Source organism: Ruegeria sp. F11, assembly GCF_056533855.1.
This window is the reverse complement of sequence record NZ_JBQFOW010000005.1, coordinates 34,524-58,883: the sequence shown is the minus strand read 5'-3', so window position 1 is coordinate 58,883 and position 24,360 is coordinate 34,524. Positions and strand designations below refer to the sequence as shown.

The 24,360-nt window shown below is 62.2% G+C and carries 24 protein-coding genes; 22 read left to right on the top strand and 2 right to left on the bottom strand.

The genetic code is table 11. The annotated features are described in order from the left end of the window. Position 1 precedes the first annotated feature (1 nt). From rsmH to ACR0NJ_RS07780, 8 genes are all read left to right on the top strand, one after another. On the top strand, positions 2-991 hold the full coding sequence (rsmH, locus tag ACR0NJ_RS07815) for a 16S rRNA (cytosine(1402)-N(4))-methyltransferase RsmH (protein WP_480816571.1): 990 nt from the start codon (positions 2-4) through the stop codon (positions 989-991). Then, the gene (ftsL, locus tag ACR0NJ_RS07810; protein ID WP_480612991.1) at positions 988-1,356 is read left to right on the top strand and encodes a cell division protein FtsL; all 369 of its coding nucleotides are present in this window, start codon (positions 988-990) and stop codon (positions 1,354-1,356) included. Before rsmH ends, ftsL begins: the two co-directional genes overlap by 4 nt. After that, positions 1,353-3,140: a peptidoglycan D,D-transpeptidase FtsI family protein gene (locus tag ACR0NJ_RS07805; RefSeq protein WP_480816570.1), complete on the top strand. Its 1,788-nt coding sequence runs from the start codon at positions 1,353-1,355 to the stop codon at positions 3,138-3,140. The genes ftsL and ACR0NJ_RS07805 overlap by 4 nt, the downstream gene beginning before the upstream one ends. A gap of 21 nt (positions 3,141-3,161) precedes the next feature. Then, a complete protein-coding gene (locus tag ACR0NJ_RS07800; protein WP_480816569.1) occupies positions 3,162-4,661 on the top strand; it encodes a UDP-N-acetylmuramoyl-L-alanyl-D-glutamate--2,6-diaminopimelate ligase in 1,500 nt (499 codons plus the stop codon). Next, positions 4,658-6,046, top strand: a complete 1,389-nt coding sequence (locus ACR0NJ_RS07795; protein WP_480816568.1) for a UDP-N-acetylmuramoyl-tripeptide--D-alanyl-D-alanine ligase — start codon at positions 4,658-4,660, stop codon at positions 6,044-6,046. Before ACR0NJ_RS07800 ends, ACR0NJ_RS07795 begins: the two co-directional genes overlap by 4 nt. Positions 6,047-6,085: 39 nt before the next feature. Next, positions 6,086-7,168 (top strand): phospho-N-acetylmuramoyl-pentapeptide-transferase, encoded by a 1,083-nt coding sequence (gene mraY / locus ACR0NJ_RS07790; protein ID WP_480816567.1) that lies wholly within the window; start codon positions 6,086-6,088, stop codon positions 7,166-7,168. 150 nt (positions 7,169-7,318) lie between these two features. Then, a complete protein-coding gene (murD, locus tag ACR0NJ_RS07785) occupies positions 7,319-8,716 on the top strand; it encodes a UDP-N-acetylmuramoyl-L-alanine--D-glutamate ligase (protein ID WP_480816566.1) in 1,398 nt (465 codons plus the stop codon). Positions 8,717-8,825: 109 nt separating this feature from the next. Then, positions 8,826-9,200: a glycine zipper family protein gene (locus ACR0NJ_RS07780; RefSeq protein ID WP_480816565.1), complete on the top strand. Its 375-nt coding sequence runs from the start codon at positions 8,826-8,828 to the stop codon at positions 9,198-9,200. Here the strand turns inward: ACR0NJ_RS07780 and ACR0NJ_RS07775 are convergent. Continuing rightward, positions 9,197-10,375 (bottom strand): BaiN/RdsA family NAD(P)/FAD-dependent oxidoreductase, encoded by a 1,179-nt coding sequence (locus tag ACR0NJ_RS07775; RefSeq protein ID WP_480816564.1) that lies wholly within the window; start codon positions 10,373-10,375, stop codon positions 9,197-9,199. The two genes, ACR0NJ_RS07780 and ACR0NJ_RS07775, sit on opposite strands and share 4 nt — an antisense overlap. Positions 10,376-10,454: 79 nt before the next feature. Then, positions 10,455-10,859: a nuclear transport factor 2 family protein gene (locus ACR0NJ_RS07770; RefSeq protein WP_480816563.1), complete on the bottom strand. Its 405-nt coding sequence runs from the start codon at positions 10,857-10,859 to the stop codon at positions 10,455-10,457. 181 nt (positions 10,860-11,040) lie between these two features. Here ACR0NJ_RS07770 and ftsW point away from each other — a divergent pair, with 181 nt between their 5' ends. The 14 genes from ftsW (at position 11,041) to ACR0NJ_RS07700 (ending at position 24,352) form a co-directional block, all read left to right on the top strand. After that, entirely contained in the window at positions 11,041-12,204 is a 1,164-nt protein-coding gene (gene ftsW / locus ACR0NJ_RS07765) for a putative lipid II flippase FtsW (protein ID WP_480816562.1), read from the top strand. Next, complete coding sequence (locus ACR0NJ_RS07760) at positions 12,204-13,295, top strand: UDP-N-acetylglucosamine--N-acetylmuramyl-(pentapeptide) pyrophosphoryl-undecaprenol N-acetylglucosamine transferase (protein WP_480816561.1); 1,092 nt, start codon at positions 12,204-12,206, stop codon at positions 13,293-13,295. The genes ftsW and ACR0NJ_RS07760 overlap by 1 nt, the downstream gene beginning before the upstream one ends. Beyond that, complete coding sequence (gene murC / locus ACR0NJ_RS07755; RefSeq protein WP_480816560.1) at positions 13,292-14,701, top strand: UDP-N-acetylmuramate--L-alanine ligase; 1,410 nt, start codon at positions 13,292-13,294, stop codon at positions 14,699-14,701. Before ACR0NJ_RS07760 ends, murC begins: the two co-directional genes overlap by 4 nt. A 75-nt stretch (positions 14,702-14,776) precedes the next feature. Next, complete coding sequence (locus ACR0NJ_RS07750; RefSeq protein ID WP_480816559.1) at positions 14,777-15,025, top strand: DUF2484 family protein; 249 nt, start codon at positions 14,777-14,779, stop codon at positions 15,023-15,025. Beyond that, positions 15,022-15,288, top strand: coding sequence for a DUF2484 family protein (locus ACR0NJ_RS07745; protein ID WP_480816558.1), 267 nt, complete (start codon positions 15,022-15,024; stop codon positions 15,286-15,288). Before ACR0NJ_RS07750 ends, ACR0NJ_RS07745 begins: the two co-directional genes overlap by 4 nt. 22 nt (positions 15,289-15,310) lie before the next feature. Continuing rightward, the gene (locus tag ACR0NJ_RS07740; protein WP_480816557.1) at positions 15,311-15,604 is read left to right on the top strand and encodes a hypothetical protein; all 294 of its coding nucleotides are present in this window, start codon (positions 15,311-15,313) and stop codon (positions 15,602-15,604) included. Continuing rightward, on the top strand, positions 15,601-16,524 hold the full coding sequence (gene murB / locus ACR0NJ_RS07735) for a UDP-N-acetylmuramate dehydrogenase (RefSeq protein ID WP_480816556.1): 924 nt from the start codon (positions 15,601-15,603) through the stop codon (positions 16,522-16,524). The genes ACR0NJ_RS07740 and murB overlap by 4 nt, the downstream gene beginning before the upstream one ends. A 112-nt stretch (positions 16,525-16,636) precedes the next feature. Further along, positions 16,637-17,554, top strand: a complete 918-nt coding sequence (locus ACR0NJ_RS07730) for a D-alanine--D-alanine ligase (protein WP_480816555.1) — start codon at positions 16,637-16,639, stop codon at positions 17,552-17,554. Next, positions 17,542-18,543: a cell division protein FtsQ/DivIB gene (locus tag ACR0NJ_RS07725; protein ID WP_480816554.1), complete on the top strand. Its 1,002-nt coding sequence runs from the start codon at positions 17,542-17,544 to the stop codon at positions 18,541-18,543. The genes ACR0NJ_RS07730 and ACR0NJ_RS07725 overlap by 13 nt, the downstream gene beginning before the upstream one ends. A gap of 8 nt (positions 18,544-18,551) precedes the next feature. Beyond that, on the top strand, positions 18,552-19,886 hold the full coding sequence (gene ftsA / locus ACR0NJ_RS07720; protein WP_480816804.1) for a cell division protein FtsA: 1,335 nt from the start codon (positions 18,552-18,554) through the stop codon (positions 19,884-19,886). Then, positions 19,873-20,292 carry a hypothetical protein gene (locus ACR0NJ_RS07715; RefSeq protein WP_480816553.1) on the top strand — a complete coding sequence of 140 codons (420 nt, stop codon included), beginning with the start codon at positions 19,873-19,875 and terminating at the stop codon, positions 20,290-20,292. Before ftsA ends, ACR0NJ_RS07715 begins: the two co-directional genes overlap by 14 nt. Before the next feature lie 349 nt (positions 20,293-20,641). Then, the gene (gene ftsZ / locus ACR0NJ_RS07710) at positions 20,642-22,249 is read left to right on the top strand and encodes a cell division protein FtsZ (protein ID WP_480816552.1); all 1,608 of its coding nucleotides are present in this window, start codon (positions 20,642-20,644) and stop codon (positions 22,247-22,249) included. Between the two features lie 213 nt (positions 22,250-22,462). Then, positions 22,463-23,383 (top strand): UDP-3-O-acyl-N-acetylglucosamine deacetylase, encoded by a 921-nt coding sequence (gene lpxC, locus ACR0NJ_RS07705; RefSeq protein WP_480816551.1) that lies wholly within the window; start codon positions 22,463-22,465, stop codon positions 23,381-23,383. Between the two features lie 126 nt (positions 23,384-23,509). Continuing rightward, positions 23,510-24,352 (top strand): outer membrane protein assembly factor BamD, encoded by an 843-nt coding sequence (locus ACR0NJ_RS07700; protein ID WP_480816550.1) that lies wholly within the window; start codon positions 23,510-23,512, stop codon positions 24,350-24,352. The last annotated feature ends 8 nt before the right edge of the window (positions 24,353-24,360 follow it).

Sequence of the window (24,360 nt, the reverse complement as noted above, 5' to 3'; positions counted from 1 at the left end):
CATGGCCGGCGCTCAGACCTCACCTAACCCCCACATCCCTGTTCTGTTGCGTCCGTTGCTGGCTGCGGTGGCACCTGTGTCTGGCGTCTGGCTGGACGGCACATTCGGCGCGGGCGGCTATACCCGTGGCCTGCTTGAGGCGGGGGCTGAGAAGGTCATCGGGGTGGATCGCGACCCGCTGGCGTTCGAGATGGCCGCCGATTGGGTCGGGGATTATGGTGACCGGCTGGTGATGCAGCAGGGTGTGTTCTCGCGCATGGATGAGTATGCGCAGGACCTCGATGGCGTGGTGCTGGACCTTGGTGTCTCGTCCATGCAGTTGGATCAGGCCGAGCGCGGCTTTTCCTTCATGAAGGACGGCCCGCTGGATATGCGCATGAGCCAAGAGGGCGAAAGCGCCGCCGATCTGGTCAATGCTGCGACCGAGGCGCAATTGGCTGATATCCTGTTCCATTTCGGCGAGGAACGCGCCAGCCGCCGCATCGCCAAATCCATCGTAAAGGCGCGGGCCGAGGAACCGATCACCACGACTCTGCGTCTGGCTGAGATCGTCGAATCCTGCCTGCCGCGCCCGAAGCCGGGCCAATCGCACCCGGCAACGCGCAGCTTTCAGGGCCTGCGGATTGCGGTGAACGCCGAATATGATGAGCTGTTTCAGGGACTTATGGCTGCTGAGCGCGCGTTGAAACCCGGCGGGCAGTTGGCCGTGGTGACCTTCCACTCCATCGAGGATCGGATGGTCAAGCGGTTCTTCCAATCGCGCGCGGGCAAGACAGGTCGTGCCAACCGCTATGCGCCTGAGATGGAACAGGAACTGCCGCAATTCACGCTCAAGACCCGCAAGGCCGTGGGTCCCGACGATCAGGAATTGCAGGAAAACTCACGCGCGCGCTCGGCGAAGCTGCGCGTGGCGATACGAACCGAGGCTCCGGCGGGGGAAATTGAGGCCCGCGCCATCGGGATGCCGCAACTGGGGGGACGGGCGAGATGAAGAGTGTTTTGTATGTGTTGACTGCCTTGGCCGTGTTCGGACTGGCGCTTTGGGCGTATCAGGAGAATTACCGGACCCAGCAGGTCGTGAAAGAAACCCAGAAGCTGCAGCGCGAGATCGGCGTGGCGCAGGTGCGGCTGGCGGTTCTGAACGCCGAATGGGCCTATCTGAACCGCCCTGACCGCCTGCGCGAACTGGCCGATTTGAATTTCGAACGTCTGGGCCTGTTGCCCCTGCGCGCCGAACAGTTTGGCCGGGCCGACCAGATCGCCTATGCCGAGGACCCGGACCTGCCCATCGTCGATCCGATTGAATTGCAGGCCATCACCAATATTCAGGCGCTGGGCGAGGTGCAGATCCCATGACCCGCACGCCGCTGCGCCCCCTGGCCCGAGTCCTTGACGCCCGCGCGCGGGGGGAGAACCCCAAGGCCATTGAGCGCGAGAACATTCGCCAACGCCACGAGGATATGAAAGACCGCGCCCGCGCCCGCGCCGAGGGGCGGTTGCTGGTTCTGGGCCTGTTCTTCTTCTGCGCCTTCTCTGTGGTCGGTGTCCGTATGGGCATGCTGGCAACATCCGAGGCGCAGGAGCCTCTGGCCAGCGCGCCGGGTGCCGCCATCGCCATGCAGCGTGCCAATATCGTGGATCGTGAGGGGCGCATTCTGGCGACCAATCTGGATACCTATTCCGTCTATGCCCAGCCGCCCTTGATGATTGACCCGGTGGCCGCTGCCGATCAACTGGTTGCAATCTTCCCCGATCTGGAAAAAGAGCGTCTGGTCAAAGACTTCACCGGCGAACGCAAGTTCCTGTGGATCAAGAAGCGCATCTCGCCCGAACAGAAGCAGGCCGTCCACGACATCGGCGATCCAGGCATTCTGTTTGGCCCACGTGAGATGCGCCTGTACCCGAACGGTCGTCTGGCGGCGCATATTCTGGGCGGTTCGGGGTTCGGTCGTGAGGGTGTGAGTGCCGCCGAAGTGATCGGCGTCGCAGGCGTCGAGAAACAGTTCGACGACTACCTGCGCGATCCGGCCAACGGCAACAAACCGCTGAAACTGTCGCTGGACCTGACCATCCAGGCGGCCGTCGAACAGGTGCTGTACGGCGGCATGAAGATCATGAACGCCAAGGGCGCCTCGGCGGTTCTGATGAATGCACATACGGGTGAGGTTGTCTCGGCGGCCTCGCTGCCCTCCTTTGATCCGAACGACCGCCCGCGCCCGCCGACCTCGGGCTTTGATCCGTCGGACAGCCCTCTGTTCAACCGTTATGTGCAGGGCGTGTACGAGTTGGGCTCGGTGTTCAAGATTTTTACTGCGGCGCAGGCAGTGCAACTGGGCCTGGTGAACTCGAACACCATCATCGACACGTCCGGTCCGATGAAGATCGGGCGGTTCCCGATTGGCGAGTTTAACGGCAAGAACTATGGCGAGATCAGCGTCGCGGACGTGATCGTCCACAGCTCGAACAGGGGCACCGGTCGGCTGGCACTGCAGATCGGCGCAAAACGCCAGCAGGAGTTTCTGCGCGCGCTGGGTATGTTCGAACCCACGCCGTTCGAGATTGTCGAGGCGAAGGGCGGGGAGCCGCTCAAGCCCAAGAAATGGGGTGAGCTTAGCACAGTCACTATCTCCTACGGTCACGGCCTGTCGACCAGCCCGATGCATCTGGCCGCCGGATACGCGGCGATTGCCAATGGCGGGCATTATGTCAGCCCTACGATTCTGCGGAAGAACGGCCCTCAGTACGGCCCGCGGGTGCTGTCTGACAGTGCGGCGTCGCAGGCGCAGAAGATGTTGCGCAAGGTTGTCACTGATGGCACGGCCAGCTTCGGCGATGTGGCGGGCTATGACGTGGCGGGCAAGACCGGCACGGCAGACAAGCCCAAGCCGCGCGGGGGCTATTATGATGACAAGGTGATTGCCACTTTTGCCACGATCTTCCCGGCTTACGATCCCAAATATGTTCTGATCGTCACGCTGGATGAACCCTCGATCGTTGCTTATGGCGAAAAACGTCGGACGGCGGGCTGGACGGCGGTGCCGGTGGCGGCGGAACTGATCGGGCGCATCGCCCCGTTGCTGGGTTTACGTCCCCGGCTTGAGCCTGAGGCGGGCGCTGCTATAACCCTGACCTCAAATTAGGCTGTCCAACAGAGGTGGGTCATGGGCGCAAGGACAAAGAAACTAAGCCAACTGGCCCTGACTGCGCGCGGCGGTGCCAATCCTGACATCACCGGGCTGGCCGTTGACAGCCGCGAGGTCAAAGACGGTTACCTGTTCGCAGCGCTCCCCGGCACGCGGGTTCATGGCGGCGAGTTCATTCAGTTCGCATTGCGCATGGGTGCAGCTGCAATCCTGACCGATGCCGAAGGGGCTGCGATTGCTGCGGATGAACTGGCTGTGTCGGACGCGGCTTTGATCGTAGTTGAAGATCCTCGTCAGGCGCTAGCTGGATGCGCAGCGCTATGGTTTGGTGCTCAGCCGCAGACCATCGTGGCCGTGACCGGAACAAACGGAAAAACCTCGGTCGCATCCTTTGTTCGGCAGATCTGGACCGAGCTTGACCACGCCGCCGTCAACCTCGGCACCACCGGGGTCGAGGGCGCATGGACCGCTCCGCTGGCCCACACCACGCCCGAGCCGATCACCCTGCATCGCTGTCTGGCCGAGGCCGCCGAGAATGGCGTGACCCATGCAGCGATGGAGGCATCCTCGCACGGGTTGGAACAACGCCGTCTGGACGGGGTGCATCTGACCTCGGCGGGGTTTTCGAACTTCACGCAGGACCATCTGGACTATCACGAAACGTTCGAGGCGTATTTCAACGCCAAGGCCGGTCTGTTCGACCGGGTTCTGCCGCAGGACGGAACGACTGTGGTTAACCTGAGCGATCCCAAGGGCGCGCAGGTGCGGAAAATCGCCGAAGCGCGCGGGCAGGAGGTTCTCACCGTTGGGCTGGGCGATGCCGACCTGTGCCTGATCCGCCAAAGATTCGATGCCACTGGTCAGGACCTGCGCTTTTCGTGGCAAGGCACGCCCTTTCAGACTCGCCTGAATCTGATCGGAGGCTTTCAGGCCGAGAATATCCTGCTGGCCTGTGGTCTAGTGATCGCCACCGGGGATGATCCGGAACGGGTGTTCGAGACCCTGCCGCACCTGACGACTGTGCGGGGGAGGATGCAACTGGCCGCGACCCGCGAAAACGGCGCGGCGGTGTTCGTGGATTACGCCCACACGCCCGACGCGGTGGCCACCGCGCTGAAAGCCCTGCGCCCGCATGTGATGGGTCGCCTGATTGCCATCGTCGGCGCAGGCGGCGACCGCGATGCCACCAAGCGCCCGCTGATGGGGCAGGCGGCGGCAAGGCATGCCGATGTGGTTTTTGTCACCGACGACAACCCCCGCAGCGAAGACCCCGCCACCATCCGCGCCGCCGTTATGGAAGGCGCGCTCGGGGTGGACGCGACCGTCAGTGTGACCGAGGTCGGCGACCGCGCCGAGGCTATTCTGCGCGGCATCGACGCCCTGCAACCCGGCGATGCGCTGCTGATCGCTGGCAAGGGCCATGAAACCGGCCAGATCGTCGGCGATCAGGTGCTGCCCTTTGACGATGTTGAACAAGCCAGCATCAGTGTCGCGGCTTTGGATGGGAGAGTCGCATGACGCTTTGGACTGCCGCCGAGGCTGCTGAGGCGACCGGAGGCCGCGCCACAACCGACTGGCAGGCCAATGGCGTGTCGATTGACACCCGGACCCTGCAACCCGGTGACCTGTTCGTCGCCCTCAAGGCCGCGCGGGACGGGCATGATTTCGTGGCTCAGGCGTTGGAAAAGGGCGCGGGGGCGGCGCTGGTGTCGCGTGTTCCGGAAGGCGTTTCCGAGGACGCGCCGTTGTTGATCGTTGAGGACGTGCAGACGGGGCTTGAGGCGCTGGGGCAGGCCGCCCGTACCCGCACTGATGCGCGGGTGGTTGCGGTGACCGGCAGTGTCGGCAAGACCTCGACCAAAGAAATGCTGGCCAACATACTGGAGACGCAGGGCAAAACCCATGCCAGCGTGGCCAGTTACAACAACCATTGGGGCGTGCCCCTGACATTGGCGCGGATGCCCCGTGATACGGAATTCGCCGTGATCGAGATCGGCATGAATCACCCCGGTGAGATTGCCCCGCTGGCCTGTCAGGCCCGCCCGCATGTGGCGCTGGTCACGACGGTTGCGGCGGTGCATCTTGAGGCGTTCGACTCGGTTGCCGGTATCGCCCACGAGAAGGCGGCAATCTTCGATGGGCTGGAAACCGGCGGCGCGGCCATCGTGAACGCGGATATCGAACATGCGGACATCCTGCGCCGGATTGCGCAGGAGCAGGGCGCGGGGATCGTTGATTTTGGTCGTGTGGCTGCGGACTATCGTCTGAAGGACGTAACGCAAGCGGCGAACTCGGTTCACGCGGATGCGTCGGTCGGAGACGCGCAGATCAGTTTCGACGTTCAGTCGGCAGGGACGCATTTCGCGACGAACGCGCTGGGTGCACTGGCGTCTTGCGTCGAATTGGGTGTCGAACTGGAGGACGCCATCACCGGCCTGCGCCAGTGGTCACCCGTCAAAGGCCGTGGCGTACGCGAGACGTTGTCGCTTACGGGTGGGCAGATCGAGCTGCTGGATGACAGCTACAACGCCAACCCAACCTCGATGGAGGCCGCGCTGGATGTGCTGGTCGTCTCGCAAGGCGACCGCCGGATCGCCTTTCTGGGGGACATGAAGGAACTGGGCGCACAGGAACTCGCCATGCATGCGGATATGGCAAATGTTGGGGCGATGGCGAAGGTCGATCAGGTTCACTGCATCGGTCCGCTGATGCAGGCGTTGCACGACGCGCTGCCGGACGACAAGCGCGGGCTTTGGTTCGACACCAGCGCCGAGATGGCCAAACACTTACCGCAGCTTATTCGGCCGGGCGATACTGTTCTGGTCAAAGGCTCGCTCAGCATGGCGCTGGCGAAGATTGTTGACGCTCTGCGGAAAATGGGGCAAGGGGGCGCGCTTGATTGATGCCCGTACCCGCGACCGCTGCGTGAGAAAGGTTTTGCGATGCTCTATTGGTTGACCGCCTTGTCGGACGGAGGGGATTTCTGGAACCTCTTCCGTTACATCACGTTCCGCGCTGGTGGTGCCTTTATGACCGCGCTGGTCTTTGGGTTCCTGTTTGGCAAACCGCTAATCAACGTGCTGCGCAAAAAGCAGGGCAAGGGCCAGCCGATCCGCGATGACGGGCCCGAGGGGCATTTCTCGAAGGCCGGAACGCCGACTATGGGCGGATTGCTGATCGTGGGCGCGCTGGTCACATCAACGCTGATTTGGGCGCGGTGGGACAATCCTTATGTCTGGATGGTGCTGTTCGTAACGCTGGCCTATGCGGCCATCGGGTTTGCTGACGATTACGCGAAGGTGTCGAAGCAGAATACGCAGGGCGTGTCAGGCAAGATGCGTCTGGCGCTGGGTATCATTATCGCGGCGCTGGCGGCGTTGTGGGCCACTTTGCATCACCCTGACGCGCTGCAAAGCCAGTTGGCGGTGCCGGTGCTGAAAGATACGCTGATCAATCTGGGGATTTTCTACATCCCGTTCTCGATTGTGGTGATCGTCGGGGCCGCGAATGCGGTGAACCTGACCGACGGCTTGGACGGGCTGGCGATCATGCCTGCGATGATCGCGGCTTCAACCCTCGGGATCATCGCCTATGCGGTTGGCCGCGTCGACTTTACCGAATATCTGGACGTGCATTACGTGCCGGGAACGGGTGAGATTTTCATCTTCACCTCGGCGCTTTTTGGCGCGGGGCTTGGGTTCTTATGGTACAACGCCCCTCCGGCGGCGGTGTTCATGGGCGATACCGGATCGCTGGCGTTGGGTGGGGCTTTGGGCGCAATTGCCGTTGCCACCAAGCATGAGCTTGTGCTGGCCGTTGTGGGCGGCTTGTTCGTGGTCGAGGCGCTGAGCGTGATCATCCAGGTGCTCTACTTCAAACGCACCGGCAGGCGGGTGTTCCTGATGGCCCCCATCCATCACCATTATGAGAAAAAGGGCTGGGCCGAGCCGACGATTGTGATCCGGTTCTGGATCATCTCACTGATCCTGGCGATGGTTGGGTTGGCGACGCTGAAAGTCCGGTAGCTCTCCCGCCAGGTTCGGCGGACTTGCGGTCCGCCTGCCACCTGTTGGGCCGGGCTCGCGCTGACGCGCGAGCCTTTGGCGCTCTTGCCAATCCTCGCGTCTTCGGTGCAGTGTCGCTGCGCATTTGAATATCTGAACAAGGTGGGCAGCATGATCCCGGTCAAAGGGTTTTCAGGGCAGAAGGTTGCGGTTCTGGGTCTGGGCCGGTCGGGTCTCACGACGGCGCGGGCTTTGCGTGCAGGCGGGGCCGAGGCGATCTGCTGGGATGACAACCCCGCAGCGAGAGAGGCGGCAGAGGCCGAGGGCTTCCACTGTGCCGATCTGCGCCGACACGGCGCGTTTGACGGGATCGCTACACTGATCGTGTCGCCGGGTATTCCGCATCTCTACCCCGAACCCAACCCGGTTGTGGCCGCCGCGCTTGAGGCGGGTGTGCCGGTGGACAACGATATCGGCCTGTTCTTCCGCTCGTTCTCCGGCCCGGAGTGGAACAATTTTGATACGCCGCCCCGGGTGATTGCCGTGACGGGCTCGAACGGTAAATCCACCACGGCGGCGCTGATCCATCACATTCTGACCGCAGCCGGGCGCGAGGCGCAGCTGGCCGGAAATATCGGGCGCGGGGTTCTGGATATCGACCCGGGCTCGGACGGATCGGTCGTGGTTCTGGAGCTCAGCAGCTATCAGACTGAACTGGCGCGCTCTCTGACGCCGGATGTGGCGGTTTTTACCAACCTGTCGCCGGATCATCTGGACCGGCACGGCGGCATGGGGGGGTACTTCGCCGCCAAGCGCCGCCTGTTTGCCGAAGGCGGACCCGACCGGGCCGTGATCGGTGTGGATGAGGCCGAAGGTGCCTTTCTGGCCGGGCAACTGTCCGAAGGGCCCGCAGATGACCGGGTGATCCGCATCTCGGTCGCGCGCAAACTGACCGGGCCGGGATGGCAGGTTTTCGCCCGCAAGGGATTTTTGTCGGAGTACCGCAAGGGCCGCCAGACCGGCTCGATCGACCTGCGCGCGATCAAGGGACTGCCCGGTGCGCATAACCACCAGAACGCCTGCGCGGCCTATGCGGCCTGCCGGTCTCTGGGTCTGGCACCGCGCGTGATCGAGGATGCGCTGCACAGCTATCCGGGCTTGCCGCATCGCAGCCAGATCATCGCCGAGGCCGAGGGTGTGACCTATGTGAACGACTCCAAGGCCACCAATGTGGACAGCGCGGCCAAGGCGCTCAGCGCGTTCAAAAAGATCCGCTGGATATGCGGTGGGCTGGAGAAAGAGGGCGGGATTGCCGCCTTGAACGGGGCCGCAACTGAGGTCTTGAAAGCCTACGTTATAGGCCGCGAGGCCGCGAAATTCGCCATGCAGCTTGAGGCGGACGCGCAGGTCTGCACCACGATGGAGGCCGCCGTCGAACAGGCCATGGCGGATGCAGAGCCGGGGGATACCGTGCTGCTGGCCCCGGCTGCGGCCAGCTTTGACCAGTACGACAATTTTGAAAAGCGCGGCGACGACTTTACGGCGCAGGTGCGACAAAGGTTGGCATAGCCCCGTTCTTGCAATCACCCGCCGGTCACTTAAGTTTTTTAGCTATCAGCTTGACGCGCATCGGGATTTGGGATTGCGTCAAAGGCAGTTCAAAAAAGGGGTGCTGGATATGTCTGCACGCAAGTTTTTCTTTGTCCTTCCTGTGGTTGCGCTGGCCGGAGCCTGCGCCAATACGGGGGCGAACTATGTCCCGATCATCGACGGTCCGGTCGGGCCGAACTATCAGTCCGATCTGGCAAATTGTCAGGCGTTGGCGCGCACGCAGCCGACGCTGGACAGCAACACCGCAGGTGCCGCGGCCATCGGTGCAGCCGGTGCGGCGGCGACTACGGCGATCATCGACAACAGCGCCAGCGATCTGGGTCGCGCAGCGGCTGCTGGCGCGCTGATCGGGGCCGGGGCAAGCGCGGTCAACAACACGCAGAACCAGGCCGTGATCGTGCGCAACTGCATGCGCGGACGGGGCTACAACGTCGTAGGTTAACGCGCCGCGATGGCCGTTCCGGCGGCGTGGCCCGAGGACCACGCCCACTGGAAGTTGTAGCCACCCAGCCAGCCGGTGACATCCACCGCTTCGCCAATGACATAGAGGCCGGGGACCTCCCTGGCCTCCATCGTTTTGGACGACAGATCATCGGTGTCGATCCCGCCCAGCGTCACCTCGGCGGTGCGATACCCTTCGGTGCCCGATGGGGTTAGCTGCCAGTCGGAGAATGCGGCGGTGAGGTCGGTCAGCGCCGCGTCGGACTGGTCGGCCAGATTGCCCTGCATGGGGATTTCATTGCTCAGGTACTCCACCAGCCGGGCGGGCAGATGGCGCGCCAGTTCGGTGGTCAGCGCCTTGCGCCCCCCTCTTTGCCGCTGATCGCGCAGCAGGTCGTAGATCGGCAGGTCGGGGATCAGGTTGACCCGGATCGCTTCACCCTCGCGCCAGTAGGAAGACAATTGCAACACCGACGGGCCGCTAAGGCCGCGATGGGTGAACAGCATCGCCTCGTCAAAGCTGGTACGGTCGTTTGACAGCCGCGCGGGCAGAGAAACACCGGACAGAGCCTTGAACCGGCCCTCGGAAAAAGTGAAGGGCACCAACGCGGCGCGTGTCTCGGTTATGCGCAGCCCGAATTGCCGTGCGATGTCATAGGCCAATCCGGTCGCGCCCATCTTGGGGATCGACTTGCCGCCGGTGGCCAGCACCAGATTGCGGCAGCTGAGGAGGATGCGCTGGCCCTCGCGCTCGACCTCCAACGCGAAGCTGTCTCCGGTCTTTCGCAAGTCCTTCAATTCAGTCCGAACCCACAGCTCAGCCCCGGCACGGTCCATTTCATCCAGCAGCATCTGGATAATCTGCTTCGAGGAGCCGTCGCAGAACAACTGCCCCAGCGTTTTCTCATGCCACGCGATGCCGTGGCGGTTCACTAGATCGACAAAATCCCACTGGGTGTACCGCGCCAGAGCGGATTTGCAGAAATGCGGATTCTGCGACAAGAAGTTGGCAGGCCCCGCATACATATTGGTAAAGTTACACCGCCCGCCGCCCGAGATGCGGATTTTCTCGCCCGGAGCCTTGGCGTGGTCGATCACCAAAACGCGCCCGCCGCAATGGGCCGCGCACATCACACCGGCTGCACCGGCCCCGAGGATGATCGTGTCATAGGTCATGCGCGGGGGATGGCGAGGTTTGCAGCGGAAGGCAAGGAAAAGTCGCGGACATCATGTGGTCTGGCCGCGATTGCTGAACTCAGCGTGTTTGCCAGCCGTTGGAACAAGCGACAGCCACCGTGAACCGCCAGCCAACCTCTGTTTTTCGGGCCACGTAGTGCCCGTCAATGGCCTCGAGTAGCGATCCGTCATGTTTCAGCCTGTTGACGTCTTTTGCGTCCACAATGGCGATTCCGTCACCGCATAGTTGGGCCTCAACGGCACCAATTGTTGTGTGGCTAAACCCGGCCTGTTCCAGCCCGTCGAACACCTTGGTAAGTAGCGCGACCAAGGCTGCCCGGTCGGGCAGGGCGACCGCCCCCGCCGGGAGAATGAACATCGCAGGTTCATCAAAACAGGCCGCGACTCCTTCAAGATCACGGTTATTCCAGCAGGTCAGGTATTCAGAGAACAAATTTTGCGCTTCGCTGGAAATACTGTCCATAGGAACCTCCGGTAACAAACTAACTTGTGAGGTTTACTGTACCGGGAGTGTCCCACAGGAACAACGCAGCGCAATTTCTCCGATCCCCGTCATTTCCCTAGCCGAAACCCCAAAACCCCTGTAAACTCTCAAACAGATCCCGAAAACGGGACGTGAACGAGGCAGAGAGTGGCGGTATCTCATGACTGAGATGGTGTATGGCGCGGTCCGGGACACGCGCGGCGAACCGATTCTACCAAAGTGGTGGCGGACGATTGATCGCTGGACGATGTCCTGCGTGCTGATCCTGTTTGTCATTGGGTTGTTGCTGGGGCTGGCGTCCTCGCCGCCGCTGGCCGGGCGCAACGGGTTCGATCCGTTCCACTATGTCGAACGGCAGGCGCTGTTCGGCGGGCTGGCACTGATTGCCATGCTGCTGACCTCGATGATGTCGCCGACACTGGTACGACGTCTGGCGGTGCTGGGCTTTCTGGGTGCCTTTGTGGCGCTGGCTTTTCTGCCGGTTTTCGGCACCGATTTCGGCAAGGGTGCGGTGCGGTGGTATTCGCTGGGTTTCGCCTCACTGCAACCGTCGGAATTCCTTAAACCCGGCTTTGTGGTCGTCGCCGCTTGGCTGCTGGCTGCCTCGCAAGAGATCAACGGCCCCCCGGGGCGGCTTTGGTCTTTTGCGCTGTGCATGGCGATTGTGGCGATGCTAGTGCTGCAACCCGATTTCGGGCAGGCCTGTCTGATCCTGTTTGGCTGGGGTGTGATGTATTTCGTGGCAGGCGCGCCGATGCTGCTGCTGGTCGGCATGGCCGGAGCCGTCGTGCTGGGCGGGATGCTGGCCTATTCGAACTCGGAACACTTTGCGCGCCGGATTGACGGGTTTCTGAACCAAGAGGTCGATCCGACCACCCAGCTTGGCTACGCCACCAACGCCATCCGCGAGGGTGGCTTGTTCGGCGTCGGTGTGGGTGAGGGGCAGGTGAAATGGTCTCTGCCCGATGCCCATACGGATTTCATCATCGCTGTCGCGGCCGAGGAATACGGCCTGATCCTCGTCCTCATTATCATTGCGCTTTATTCGCTGATCGTTGTGCGGTCGCTGCTGCGGCTGATGCGCGAACGCGATATGTTCATCCGTCTGGCCGGGACCGGTCTGGCCTGCATGTTCGGCGTGCAGGCGATGATCAATATGGGCGTCGCCGTGCGGCTGCTACCGGCCAAGGGCATGACGCTGCCTTTCGTCAGCTATGGCGGCTCGTCGCTGATCGCAGGCGGCATTGCCGTTGGCATGTTGCTGGCCTTCACCCGCTCGCGCCCACAAGGCGAGCTGGGTGACATTCTGCGTGGGCGAGGCTGATGCCTTATCTTCTGATCGCGGCAGGCGGCACCGGGGGGCACATGTTCCCCGCGCAGGCGCTGGCCGAGGCGATGCTGCAGAAAGGCTGGCGCGTGCGCCTGTCCACTGATGCGCGCGGTGCGCGCTATACCGGCGGCTTTCCGCATTCGACCGAGATTGTTGAGGCGACTTCGGCCACTTTCGCGCGCGGAGGTCTGGCGGCCAAGGCGCTGGTCGGGCCCAAGATTGCAGGCGGCGTGACCGGCATGGCACTGCAGATGTTGCGCGACCGGCCCGATGTGGTGGTGGGCTTCGGCGGCTACCCGTCGATCCCGGCGCTGGGGGCGGCGACTCTGCTGAAAATCCCGCGCATGATCCATGAACAGAATGGCATTCTGGGTCGCGTGAACCAACTGTTCGCAACCCGTGTCGCCCAGGTGGCCTGCGGCGTCTGGCCCACCGACCTGCCCGAGGGCGCAAAGGGCATTCACACCGGCAACCCCGTCCGCGCCGCCGTGCTGGAACGCGAGGCGGCCCCCTATATTCCGCCGGGCGAATACCCGATGTCGGTTCTGGTGATGGGCGGCTCGCAAGGTGCGCGCATCCTCAGCGATGTTGTGCCGGGAGCCATTGCGGCGCTGCCCGAGTTTCTGCGGTCCTACATCCGCGTCTCGCATCAGGCCCGCGATGAGGACGGCGAGCGCGTCACGGAATTCTACCGGGAAAACGGCGTCATGGCCGATGTTCAGCCATTCTTCGACGATTTGCCCCGTCGCATGTCCGAGGCGCAACTGGTTGTCAGCCGCTCGGGCGCGTCGAGTGTCGCTGATATCTCGGTCATTGGCCGCCCGTCGATCCTGATCCCGTTCGCCGCCGCCGCAGGTGATCATCAGACCGCCAATGCGCGCGGGCTGGTGCAGGCGGGCGGAGCGATCATGATCCCCGAAAACGCCCTTGACGTTCCCGCGCTTACAGAGCAAATGACCACGGTTCTCACCAACCCCGAAGCCGCACAGAAAATGGCCCACGCTGCCTTGTCGGTCGGGGCGCCTGACGCGACTGAGCGTCTGGTCGCCCTTGTCGAGCAACTGGCGCAGAAGGAGACCTCATGAATCCAGCAACCAAACTGCCGCAGGACGTCGGGCCGATTCACTTCGTGGGCATCGGTGGGATCGGGATGTCGGGCATTGCCGAGGTGCTTTTGAACCTGGGCTACCGGGTGCAGGGGTCAGACCTGAAGACGTCGAAGATCACTGACCGGCTGGCCGCGCTGGGGGCCGAGATATTCGAAGGCCAGCGCGCTGAAAACCTGCAGAACGCCGCCGTTGTCGTGGTCTCGACTGCGATCAAGCCCGGCAACCCGGAACTGGATGAAGCCCGCGCCCAAGGCCTGCCTGTGGTGCGTCGCGCCGACATGCTGGCCGAACTCATGCGCCTGAAATCCAACATCGCCATCGCCGGAACCCATGGCAAGACTACCACCACCACGATGATGGCTGAGCTGATGGTTGCAGGGGACTTTGACCCCACCGTCATCAATGGCGGCGTCATCCACGCCTACGGCTCGAATGCGCGGATGGGGCAGGGCGAATGGATGGTGGTCGAGGCTGACGAATCCGACGGCTCGTTCAACCGTCTGCCAGCAACCATCGCCATCGTCACCAATATCGATCCCGAGCATATGGAACACTGGGGCGATTTCGACCTGCTGCGCGCGGGCTTTGATGAGTTCGTCTCGAACATTCCGTTCTACGGCCTTGCTGTCTGCTGTACCGACCATGCCGAAGTGCAGGCGCTGGTCGGGCGCATCACCGACCGTCGCGTGCGCACCTATGGCTTCAACGCGCAGGCCGATGTGCGGGCCGAAAACCTGACCTATAAGGGCGGCGTTGCCCATTTCGACATCCACCTGCAATACGAAGACAAGGTGATCGAGGGTTGCACCCTGCCGATGCCCGGCGACCACAACGTCTCGAACGCGCTGTCCGCCGTGGCCGTGGCCCGCCATCTGGGCATGAAAGCCTCGGAAATCCGCGACGCGCTGGCCAATTTCGGCGGCGTCAACCGCCGCTTCACCAAGGTCGGAGAGGTGGGCGGCGTCACCATCATCGACGATTACGGCCACCACCCGGTCGAGATTGCCGCCGTATTGAAAGCGGCACGACAGGCCACCGAAGGTCGTGTCATCGCCGTGCACCAGCCGCACCGCTATTCCCGCCTGTCCAACCTGTTCGAAGACTTCTGCACCTGTTTCAACGACGCCGATGTGGTGGCTATCACCGATGTCTTCGCCGCCGGAGAGGACCCGATTGAAGGGGTCTCGCGCGATGATCTGGTGCAGGGCCTGATCCGCCACGGTCACCGTCATGCGCGCGGGCTGCTGGACGAAAACGACCTTGCGCGCCTTGTCCGCGAACAGGCCCGTCCGGGGGATATGGTCGTCTGCCTCGGGGCCGGTACGATCAGCGGCTGGGCCAATGGGTTGCCGGATAGATTGCTGGAAAAACAAGCGGTTTGACCGCCTTCTTCGCATGGCGCTCAACCTGAGAGTGTGATACTCTGAGCGCAGAGCCTCAGCCCCCGGAGCGAGCGTATGGACTATTCGATGATCTTTGCTGCCCTCTGGGTCATCTGTGCCACTGTGGTCGCCTTGCTGCCGATGCGCCTGCAGTTCCCACCGGGATTTGCTTTGCTGATCTGCGCACCGGTGCTGATCGTCTGGCTGGGCTATGATCACGGCTGGGTTTGGTCGGTTGTGGCGTTGGGCGGCTTTGTTTCGATGTTCCGCCATCCCATCCGCTATTACTGGCGCAAATGGTCAGGCCGAGAGATCGCGGAATGAGCTGGTCCATCACTCTTGCCGCCGCTTGGGGGATTGCTGCGAATGTGCTGGCGATGATCCCCAGCAAAGACAACCACTGGACGCGGGCGTATATCCTGATTGCCGTGGGCATCCCCATTCTCGGCTATGTCACCTATGAGAACGGCCCCTGGATCGGCCTCATCGTGCTGGTCGCAGGCATGTCCGTGCTGCGCTGGCCGGTGATTTACCTGACCCGTTGGACAAAGGCGAAAATGCAGGGCATGAAGGCGGCCAACAAGTAACGGCCGTTTTCAGGAGGCCCTCATGGTCGACATCGCCACATTCGCCTATCTGCCGCTGATCGCGCTGACCTTCGGGGCCGTTGCAGGCTTCGTTGCGGGGCGCTGGATTGGCCTTAGGGGTGTGCTGTTGCTGATCGGGCTGGCCTCGGCCGTTGCACTGGTGCTGATCGTAACGTTGGCCGGAGTCGGAACCGGCGAGGAAGAGCAAGCCTTTGGCCCCTTCGTCTGGCTGACCGGCGCGGTTCTGCCCTTCCTCTTTGCCGCTATCATGGGCGGCATTGGCGGGCGCAGTCTTGCGGCGCGGGCACGCGGATGACCCAGTTGCCCGACGTCCGGGGCCGCTTGACGCAGGCCAGATCATTGAATGATCTCACATGGTTGCGCGTCGGCGGTCCTGCGGATTACCTTTTCCAACCGGCTGACATCCAAGACCTGCAGGATTTCTTGCGCGATCTGCCCGCAGATGTGCCGATCTTCCCCATGGGCGTCGGATCGAACCTGATCGTCCGCGACGGTGGCCTGCGCGCCGTGGTGATCCGGCTGGGGCGCGGGTTCAACACGATCTCGGTCGACGGCACCACCGTCACCGCTGGTGCGGCGGCGTTGGACGCGCATGTGGCGCGCAAGGCGGCGGACGCAGGCGTTGACCTGACCTTCCTGCGCACCATCCCCGGATCCATCGGCGGCGCGGTGCGCATGAACGCAGGCTGTTATGGCAGCTACACCGCAGACGTTCTGCAAAAGGCCACCATCGTGACGCGGGCCGGAGAAGTCAAAGACCTCTCACCCCAAGACCTCAACTTCCGCTATCGCCAGTCCGACCTGCCGGAAGGCGCGGTGCTGATCTCGGCCACGTTCCAAGGCCCGAAAGTCGACCCCGCCGAGCTCCACGCTCGCATGGAAGCGCAGCTGCAAAAGCGGGATGAGACGCAGCCCACCAAGGACCGCAGCGCCGGATCGACCTTCCGCAATCCCGCAGGGTTTTCCTCGACCGGCAAGGCCGACGATGTCCATGACCTCAAGGCGTGGAAGGTGATCGACGACGCAGGAATGCGCGGGGCCACGCTTGGCGGCGCGCAGATGAGCCCCAAGCATTCCAATTTCCTGATCAATACCGGTGACGCCACCGCCGCAGACCTCGAAGGTCTGGGCGAAGAGGTGCGAAAAAAGGTTTACGAAACAAGCGGCATAACGTTAGAGTGGGAAATCATGCGGGTCGGTGATCCGCTGGAATAATAAAGCCCCAACCGTCAGACCAAAATCAGGCAATTAACGGCGACGGATCAAAGGCATAAACGCAGTACGGACCACCACATAAGGTCCGGGGACATTGAGGCGCACATTGGGTATGTCGAGCAGGACAAACCCCAAAGTGGCGGTATTGATGGGCGGCCCCTCGGCGGAACGCGAGGTGTCTCTCAGCAGCGGGCGCGAATGCGCAGCCGCCCTTGTGGGAGAAGGCTTTGAAGTGGTCGAGCTGGACGCAGGTCCCGACCTCTATGCGCGCCTATTGGACATCAAACCAGATGTGGTTTTCAACGCCCTGCATGGCCGCTGGGGCGAGGATGGCTGTGTGCAGGGCCTGCTGGAATGGATGCGCATCCCGTACACGCATTCCGGCGTGCTGTCCTCGGCCTTGGCGATGGATAAGCAACGCAGCAAGGAAATCTACCAGACCGAGGGCCTGCCCATCGTGCCCAGCGTGATCGTGCCCAAGATCGAGGTGATCGAGGTCCACGTGATGGAACCGCCCTACGTCGCCAAGCCCAACAACGAAGGCTCCAGCGTCGGCATATATATCGTGCATGAAAACGCCAATGGACCGCCGCAACTGTCCGATGACATGCCCGAGCATATCATGGTCGAGAAATACGTCGCAGGCCGCGAACTGACCGTGACCGTGATGGGCGACCGCCCTCTGACCGTGACCGAGATCATGACCGATGGCGGCTGGTACGATTACGATGCCAAGTACAAACCCGGCGGCTCGTGGCACGTGCTGCCCGCCGATATTCCGCAGGATATCTTTGACCGCTGTATGGAGTATGCTGTGAAGGCCCATAACGCACTGGGCTGTCGCGGCGTGTCCCGCACCGATTACCGCTGGGATGACAGCCTCGGCGCGGATGGTCTGTTCCTGCTGGAAACCAACACGCAGCCGGGCATGACCCCAACCTCGCTGGTGCCCGAACAGGCCGAGCACTGCGGCATGACATTCGGCCAGCTTTGCGCCTGGATGGTGGAGGACGCCTCATGCGACCGCTGACCGCCACCCGCGCGCCGGTGATCCACCGGACCAAAGCCCTTGCCGGGCCGGATGCCGAATTCGAAACCGCCGAGACGCATGAGGCACAGCCGCTTCTGCGCCTGCGGGGGGCACGGATGTTTGGCCGCAATGCGGGCCGGTCCGACCCTGCGCCGTCACGGCTCAGCTACCGGTTCCAGCGCTGGATGCTGACGCCTGGCATTCGTCTGGGCGTCAAGCTGGGCGTGCCGATCTGCGCCGTTGCGGCAGCGATTGGCATCTACTTCGCATCCCCGGACCGGCGCGAGGCGGTCAGCGCCTATATCGCCGACATCCGCACCTCGATTCAGGAACGCCCCGAATTTATGGTCAACCTGATGGCCATTGACGGCGCAGGCACCGATCTGGCCGATGATATCCGCGAGGTCGTGCCGCTGGATTTCCCGATCAGTTCCTGGGATCTGGATGTCGAACATATGCGCGACACGATTTCCCGTTTGGACCCGGTCAAATCCGCGACCGTGCGCATCCGCCCCGGCGGCATCCTGCAGATTGACATTGTCGAGCGGCAACCGGTCATCGTCTGGCGGACCCGCGACGGGACCGAGTTGCTGGATGAAACCGGAGTGCATGTGGATCAGACCGGCTCGCGCAAGGAACACGCGCACCTGCCTCTGATCGCAGGCAAGGGCGCTGATCAGCATGTGGGCGAAGCGCTGGACCTGTTCCGCACTTCGCGCAGCCTTGGCGACCGCGTGCGCGGGTTGGTGCGCGTGGGTGAGCGGCGCTGGGATCTGGTGCTGGATCGCGGGCAGCGCATCATGCTGCCAACCGATCAGCCGGTACGGGCGCTGGAACGCGTGCTGGCAGTGAACGAGGTGCAAGACCTTCTGGAACGCGACGTGGCGGTGGTGGACATGCGCCTTGGGCAGCGGCCGACGATCAGAATGACCAAAGCCGCCAGCGAAGACTGGTGGAATACAAAAACAGATGTGAGTAGCGGGCAGTAACGACCATGATGACCGATCTTTATCAGTCCCAACGCGCCATGCGGCAAATGCGCAGACAGGCGATGCAGCGGGGCGTTGTCGCCATTCTGGACATCGGCAGCTCGAAAATTTCCTGCCTTGTGCTGCGTTTTGACGGAACCGGGCGGCTGAGCGACGATAACAGCATCGGGTCATTGGCAGGCCAGACCGGGTTCCGCGTGATCGGGGCCAGAACCACCCGCTCGCGCGGCGTGAAGTTCGGCGAGGTCACAGCGATGCAGGAGACCGAGCGCGCCATCCGCACCGTTCTACAGGCGACCCAGAAGATGGCCGATATCCGTGTGGATCACGTGATCGCTTGTTTCTCGGGCGCGAACCCGCGTTCTTACGGGCTGGACGCTCAGGTCGATCTGGAAGGCCAGGTGGTGTCCGAGGCCGAGGTTGGTCGGGTTCTGAATGCCTGCGACGTTCCGGACTATGGCGCGGGGCGCGAGGTGCTGCATGCGCAGCCGGTGAACTTTGCACTCGACAACCGATCGGGCCTGATCGACCCGCGCGGGCAGATGGGGCAATCGCTGGCCGTGGATATGCACATGCTGACCGTGGATGCGGTGGCGATCCAGAACATCGTGCGTTGTATCAAGCGTTGCGATCTTGAGCTGGCGGGGATTGCGAACTCGGCCTATGTGTCCGGCATTTCGTCGCTGGTCGAGGATGAGCAGGAACTGGGCGCGGCCTGTATCGACATGGGGGGCGGTACGACCAGCGTGTCGATCTTCATGAAGAAGCACATGATCTATGCCGATTGCGTGCGAATGGGTGGCGATCACGTGACGGCCGATATTTCGATGGGGCTGGGCGTGCCGACAGCGGTGGCCGAACGCATCAAGACGTTCAATGGCGGTGTGCACGCCACCGGGGCCGATGATCGCGACCTGATCGACATCGGCGGCGATACCGGCGATTGGGAACATGACCGCCGCACCGTCAGCCGCGCCGAGTTGATTGGCATCATGCGCCCTCGGGTCGAGGAAATCCTTGAAGATGTCCGCGTGCGTCTAGATGCCGCCGGGTTCGACCATATGCCCAGCCAGCAGATTGTTCTGACCGGTGGCGGCAGTCAGATCATGGGGCTGGATGGGCTGGCCACCCGTATCCTGGGGCAGCGCGTTCGTCTGGGTCGCCCGCTGCGTGTGCATGGCCTGCCGCAATCGGCAACCGGGCCGGGGTTCTCATCCGCCGTGGGCCTCAGCCTGTTTGCGGCGCATCCGCAGGATGAATGGTGGGATTTCGAAATCCCGGTCGATACCTACGCGGCGCGCCCGTTCAAGCGCGCCGTCCGGTGGTTCCGTGACAATTGGTGAGACACTGCGCCGCGGCCTCCTTGGCGCTTGCTTGCTGCCGGGATGGGCTGCGGCGCAAACCGTGATCTCGCCCGAGGCGTTTCTGGACGCCGTCCTTGGCAAAACGGTGACGTTTTACGAAATTCGCAGCGGCGATCTGGTGGGGACCGAGCAGTTCCTGACCCGCACAACCTCGGTCTGGCGGGAAGAGGGCAGGGGCTGCGTCTACGGCCAGATCACCACGCCACACGGCCAGATCTGCTTTCTCTACGACAATGATCGCGACGGCGTCCCGGTGTGTTGGTGGCCATTCGTGCATGAAGATCGGCTTATGGTCCGGCTCGCCTCGCTTACCGATGGAGAAATCCAGGAGGTGCGCAGCATCACCGAAAACAGCCTGAACTGCCCAAGCGCCCCGATCAGCTGAAGAAACCGGTTGCAGCCCTCGGATTTATCCCTAAAAATATCCACAAGGCCCGTCAGAGGCCCCGCGGCAGGACATTGAGCAGTTTTCCGCAAAAGTAAGGCCAAGGATTGCAGTGTGACGCAGTGGGTGAAGCTGCGCACCGATCTGGCTTGTCTTGTAGTGATCCGCGTTGTTTCCGCTATATCTCGCGGCGGTCGCGAAATGCCGCTGTCTAATGCCTTATTTCCTCCATATTTTGTGGAATCACGCGATTTTTGACGTGACCTTTTTGCATATCAGCGGTAGGATCGAAGGCGGATAGGTAAGAAAAACACCGCTTTGGCGGGACATAAATACAGGCGGACAGAGCATGACATTGAATCTTTCGATGCCCGGGCACGACGAACTGAAGCCTCGGATTACAGTATTTGGCGTTGGCGGCGCAGGTGGGAACGCTGTCAACAACATGATTGAGAAACAACTGGACGGCGTTGATTTCGTTGTCGCCAACACCGACGCGCAGGCGCTGCAACAAAGCCAGTCCTCGGCACGGGTGCAACTGGGCGTGAAAGTCACCGAAGGTCTGGGAGCAGGGGCCCGCCCGACCGTTGGGGCGGCCGCCGCAGAAGAAAGCATCGAACAGATCGTCGATCATCTGGCCGGTGCGCATATGTGTTTCATCACCGCCGGTATGGGCGGCGGCACCGGCACAGGGGCGGCTCCGATCATCGCGCAGGCCGCGCGGGAATTGGGCGTGCTGACTGTTGGTGTTGTCACCAAACCCTTCCAGTTCGAAGGCGCCAAGCGGATGCGTCAGGCCGAGGACGGCGTTGAATCGCTGCAAAAGGTCGTCGACACGCTGATCATCATCCCGAACCAGAACCTGTTCCGTCTGGCCAATGAAAAGACCACGTTTACCGAGGCGTTCTCAATGGCCGACGATGTCCTTTATCAGGGCGTCAAAGGCGTGACCGACCTGATGGTGCGTCCGGGCCTGATCAACCTCGACTTTGCTGACGTTCGCGCCGTGATGGACGAGATGGGCAAGGCGATGATGGGCACTGGTGAGGCGACCGGCGAAGACCGCGCCATTCAGGCGGCTGAGAAGGCGATTGCCAACCCGCTGCTGGACGAAATCAGCCTCAAGGGTGCCAAGGGCGTTCTGATCAACATCACCGGTTCGCACGACCTGACCTTGTTCGAACTGGACGAGGCCGCCAACCGCATTCGCGAGGAAGTGGACCCCGAGGCCAACATCATCGTGGGCTCGACTCTCGACACTGCAATGGAAGGCGGCATGCGCGTTTCCGTTGTAGCCACCGGCATCGACGCCACTGAAAAGACCGAAGATGTTCCGGTCGCGCGCCGGTCCATGTCGGCCCCGCTGACCCGCACGGTTTCCGCAGAGGAGCCCGAGCAGGAACAGGTGGCCGCCGCCGAGCCCGAAGAGAAATCGGACATCGCTCCGTCGCTTTTTGAAACCGTTGATGAGCCCGAGCGTGACGATAGCTGGCACGCAGACAAGGTTGCGTCCGCCAAGCAGGACGATGACGGCCTGCCGCCCCCGGCCTATCAGCCGCGCGTGGCCGAGTTCGAACCACAGCCCGAGCCTGTTGAACCCGCGCCGGAAAGCTATGTCGCACAGCGCGCCAACGCCGCCGGAAACCCCTCGCCCGAGGCATTGCAACGTTTGCAGGCTGCGGTGCAGAACACCCCTGCGGGCCAGCAGCGCATGACCACACCCCGGTCGCCGGAACCCGCGCCGCAACCGCAGGCCGGGCAGCAAGAACGTCGCGGTTTCGGCTTCAACAAGCTGATCGACCGGATGACTGGCCATGCTCCGGATACCCCTGCGCAACCGCCTCGTCAGCAGCCCACAATGCGCCAGGCTGACGTTACGGCACCTGCGCATGATGAGGCTGACCCGGATCAGGAGCGGATCGAAATTCCGGCCTTCCTGCGCCGCCAGGCCAACTGATCGCGGTAACAAATTAGGGTCAAAGGGTCGCCGTTTGGCGACCCTTTCTCGTTTGTTTCCATCGTCTTACACTGTTGTCAGCAGGGTTTTGCCGATCTGTCACATTCATGTTTCATTCGGTTGCAAAGAGTGAGTTGAGCCTGAGCCGACACTTCCTTAACTGAGTGTCCAACACAGCCCTCGCTGGCTGCACACCACTCGCTGAGGCCAATCTTGCAACATACGCTCAAATCTCCGGTTACGTTCAAAGGCGTCGGCCTGCATGGCGGTCAGCCTGCAACCATGGTTCTGAAACCGGCTGCTGCCGGTCACGGCATCTGGTTCAAACGGACGGATATCGAGCTTGGCAATGCCCTGATCCCCGCGATCTATGATGTGGTCGAACGCACTCCGCTGTGCACCCGTCTGGTGAATGATGCGGGGGTTTCGGTTTCTACCATTGAACATATCATGGCTGCCCTGGCCGGTTGCGGTGTGCATAACGCGCTGATCGAGATTGACGGGCCGGAAGTGCCGATCATGGACGGGTCGTCCATCGATTTCGTGCGCGGGATCATGGCTAAGGGTGTCCGCCGTCAGGCCAGCCCGGTTCTGGCGTACGAAGTGCTGAAACCCGTGACCGCATCGCGCGAGGGGGCAAGCGCGTCGATTGCGCCGGCAGACGGTCTGATCATTGATTTCCACATCGATTTCGAAGACGACGCCATCGGCAACCAGACTAAGACACTGGACATGCGCAATGGATCCTTTGCCCGCGAGCTGAGTGATTGCCGCACCTTCTGCCGCCGCATCGATGTCGAAGCGATGCGTGAAAACGGGTTGGCCCTGGGCGGTACGCTGGATAACGCCGTGGTCGTGCAAGGGGACGAGGTTTTGACCCCGGGCGGTTTCCGCCGCGCGGATGAGGCCGTGCGCCACAAGATGCTGGACGCTCTGGGCGACCTGTACTTGGCAGGCGGCCCGATTCTGGGGCATTTCACCGGCGACAAGTCGGGTCATTCGATGACCAACACGCTGCTGCGTAAATTGTTCGAAACACCCGGCGCGGTGCGCCCGATTCTGTGCACGCCGGAACAGGCGGCGCGTCTGCCGGGGCAGGGTCTTGTTCTGGACGAAATTCCGGAAGTTGCCTGACCTGATCAACTCTGACGACATTTACGCCAGAGCGTGGATAAGGCGTTTTGCACCGGAAATATCTATGCTAGACCAAGGCCTGATCCGGGGCGCGCCCCGTTAGGTAAGACGACAAGGATGGGCGGTATGGTTGGCAGCAAAGCGGCAGTCAGATTCGCAGGTGCGATTCTTCTGGCAGCAGTGTTGGCGGCGTGCAGCAGCAAAGGTGCGGACCGCGATCAAAATCTGGAAGGCTTCACTCCGGAACAGATATTCACCCGGGGCGAATTCGAACTGTCGCAGAATCGGTCAGACGACGCGGCGTGGTATTTTTCCGAGGTCGAACGCCTTTACCCCTATTCCGACTGGGCCAAACGCGCGCTGATCATGCAGGCGTTCTCGTATCACAACGACAAGAATTACGAAGAAAGCCGCGCCGCCGCGCAGCGGTACATCGACTTCTACCCAACCGACGAAGATGCGGCCTATGCGCAGTACCTGCTCGCCCTCAGCTACTACGACCAGATCGATGAAGTGGGCCGCGATCAGGGCCTGACCTTTCAGGCACTGCAGGCCCTGCGAACCGTGATCGAGGTGTATCCGGACAGCGAATACACCACTTCAGCCGTTTTGAAATTCGATCTGGCCTTTGACCATCTGGCCGGCAAAGAGATGGAGATCGGGCGCTATTACCTGCGTCAGGATCATTATACCGCCGCCATCAACCGCTTCCGCGTGGTTGTTGAGGATTTCCAGACCACATCACACACGGCCGAGGCGCTTTACCGTCTGGTCGAGGCCTATCTGTCACTGGGCCTGCTGGATGAGGCGCAGTCGGCGGGTGCGATTTTGGGCTACAACTACCAGTCCACGGAATGGTATGACGATGCCTACAAGCTACTGACCTCGCGCGGGTTGGACCTTAAGAGCCGTGGCAACAACTGGCTGTCCACGATCTACCGTCAGACCATCAAGGGTGAGTGGTTGTAACCGCCATG

Coding starts and splice junctions, on each gene's coding strand:
- rsmH (WP_480816571.1), top strand. CDS start 2: ATGGCCGGCGCTCAGACCTCACCTAACCCCCACATCCCTGTTCTGTTG.
- ftsL (WP_480612991.1), top strand. CDS start 988: ATGAAGAGTGTTTTGTATGTGTTGACTGCCTTGGCCGTGTTCGGACTG.
- ACR0NJ_RS07805 (WP_480816570.1), top strand. CDS start 1,353: ATGACCCGCACGCCGCTGCGCCCCCTGGCCCGAGTCCTTGACGCCCGC.
- ACR0NJ_RS07800 (WP_480816569.1), top strand. CDS start 3,162: ATGGGCGCAAGGACAAAGAAACTAAGCCAACTGGCCCTGACTGCGCGC.
- ACR0NJ_RS07795 (WP_480816568.1), top strand. CDS start 4,658: ATGACGCTTTGGACTGCCGCCGAGGCTGCTGAGGCGACCGGAGGCCGC.
- mraY (WP_480816567.1), top strand. CDS start 6,086: ATGCTCTATTGGTTGACCGCCTTGTCGGACGGAGGGGATTTCTGGAAC.
- murD (WP_480816566.1), top strand. CDS start 7,319: ATGATCCCGGTCAAAGGGTTTTCAGGGCAGAAGGTTGCGGTTCTGGGT.
- ACR0NJ_RS07780 (WP_480816565.1), top strand. CDS start 8,826: ATGTCTGCACGCAAGTTTTTCTTTGTCCTTCCTGTGGTTGCGCTGGCC.
- ACR0NJ_RS07775 (WP_480816564.1), bottom strand. CDS start 10,375: ATGACCTATGACACGATCATCCTCGGGGCCGGTGCAGCCGGTGTGATG.
- ACR0NJ_RS07770 (WP_480816563.1), bottom strand. CDS start 10,859: ATGGACAGTATTTCCAGCGAAGCGCAAAATTTGTTCTCTGAATACCTG.
- ftsW (WP_480816562.1), top strand. CDS start 11,041: ATGACTGAGATGGTGTATGGCGCGGTCCGGGACACGCGCGGCGAACCG.
- ACR0NJ_RS07760 (WP_480816561.1), top strand. CDS start 12,204: ATGCCTTATCTTCTGATCGCGGCAGGCGGCACCGGGGGGCACATGTTC.
- murC (WP_480816560.1), top strand. CDS start 13,292: ATGAATCCAGCAACCAAACTGCCGCAGGACGTCGGGCCGATTCACTTC.
- ACR0NJ_RS07750 (WP_480816559.1), top strand. CDS start 14,777: ATGGACTATTCGATGATCTTTGCTGCCCTCTGGGTCATCTGTGCCACT.
- ACR0NJ_RS07745 (WP_480816558.1), top strand. CDS start 15,022: ATGAGCTGGTCCATCACTCTTGCCGCCGCTTGGGGGATTGCTGCGAAT.
- ACR0NJ_RS07740 (WP_480816557.1), top strand. CDS start 15,311: ATGGTCGACATCGCCACATTCGCCTATCTGCCGCTGATCGCGCTGACC.
- murB (WP_480816556.1), top strand. CDS start 15,601: ATGACCCAGTTGCCCGACGTCCGGGGCCGCTTGACGCAGGCCAGATCA.
- ACR0NJ_RS07730 (WP_480816555.1), top strand. CDS start 16,637: ATGTCGAGCAGGACAAACCCCAAAGTGGCGGTATTGATGGGCGGCCCC.
- ACR0NJ_RS07725 (WP_480816554.1), top strand. CDS start 17,542: ATGCGACCGCTGACCGCCACCCGCGCGCCGGTGATCCACCGGACCAAA.
- ftsA (WP_480816804.1), top strand. CDS start 18,552: ATGACCGATCTTTATCAGTCCCAACGCGCCATGCGGCAAATGCGCAGA.
- ftsZ (WP_480816552.1), top strand. CDS start 20,642: ATGACATTGAATCTTTCGATGCCCGGGCACGACGAACTGAAGCCTCGG.
- ACR0NJ_RS07700 (WP_480816550.1), top strand. CDS start 23,510: ATGGTTGGCAGCAAAGCGGCAGTCAGATTCGCAGGTGCGATTCTTCTG.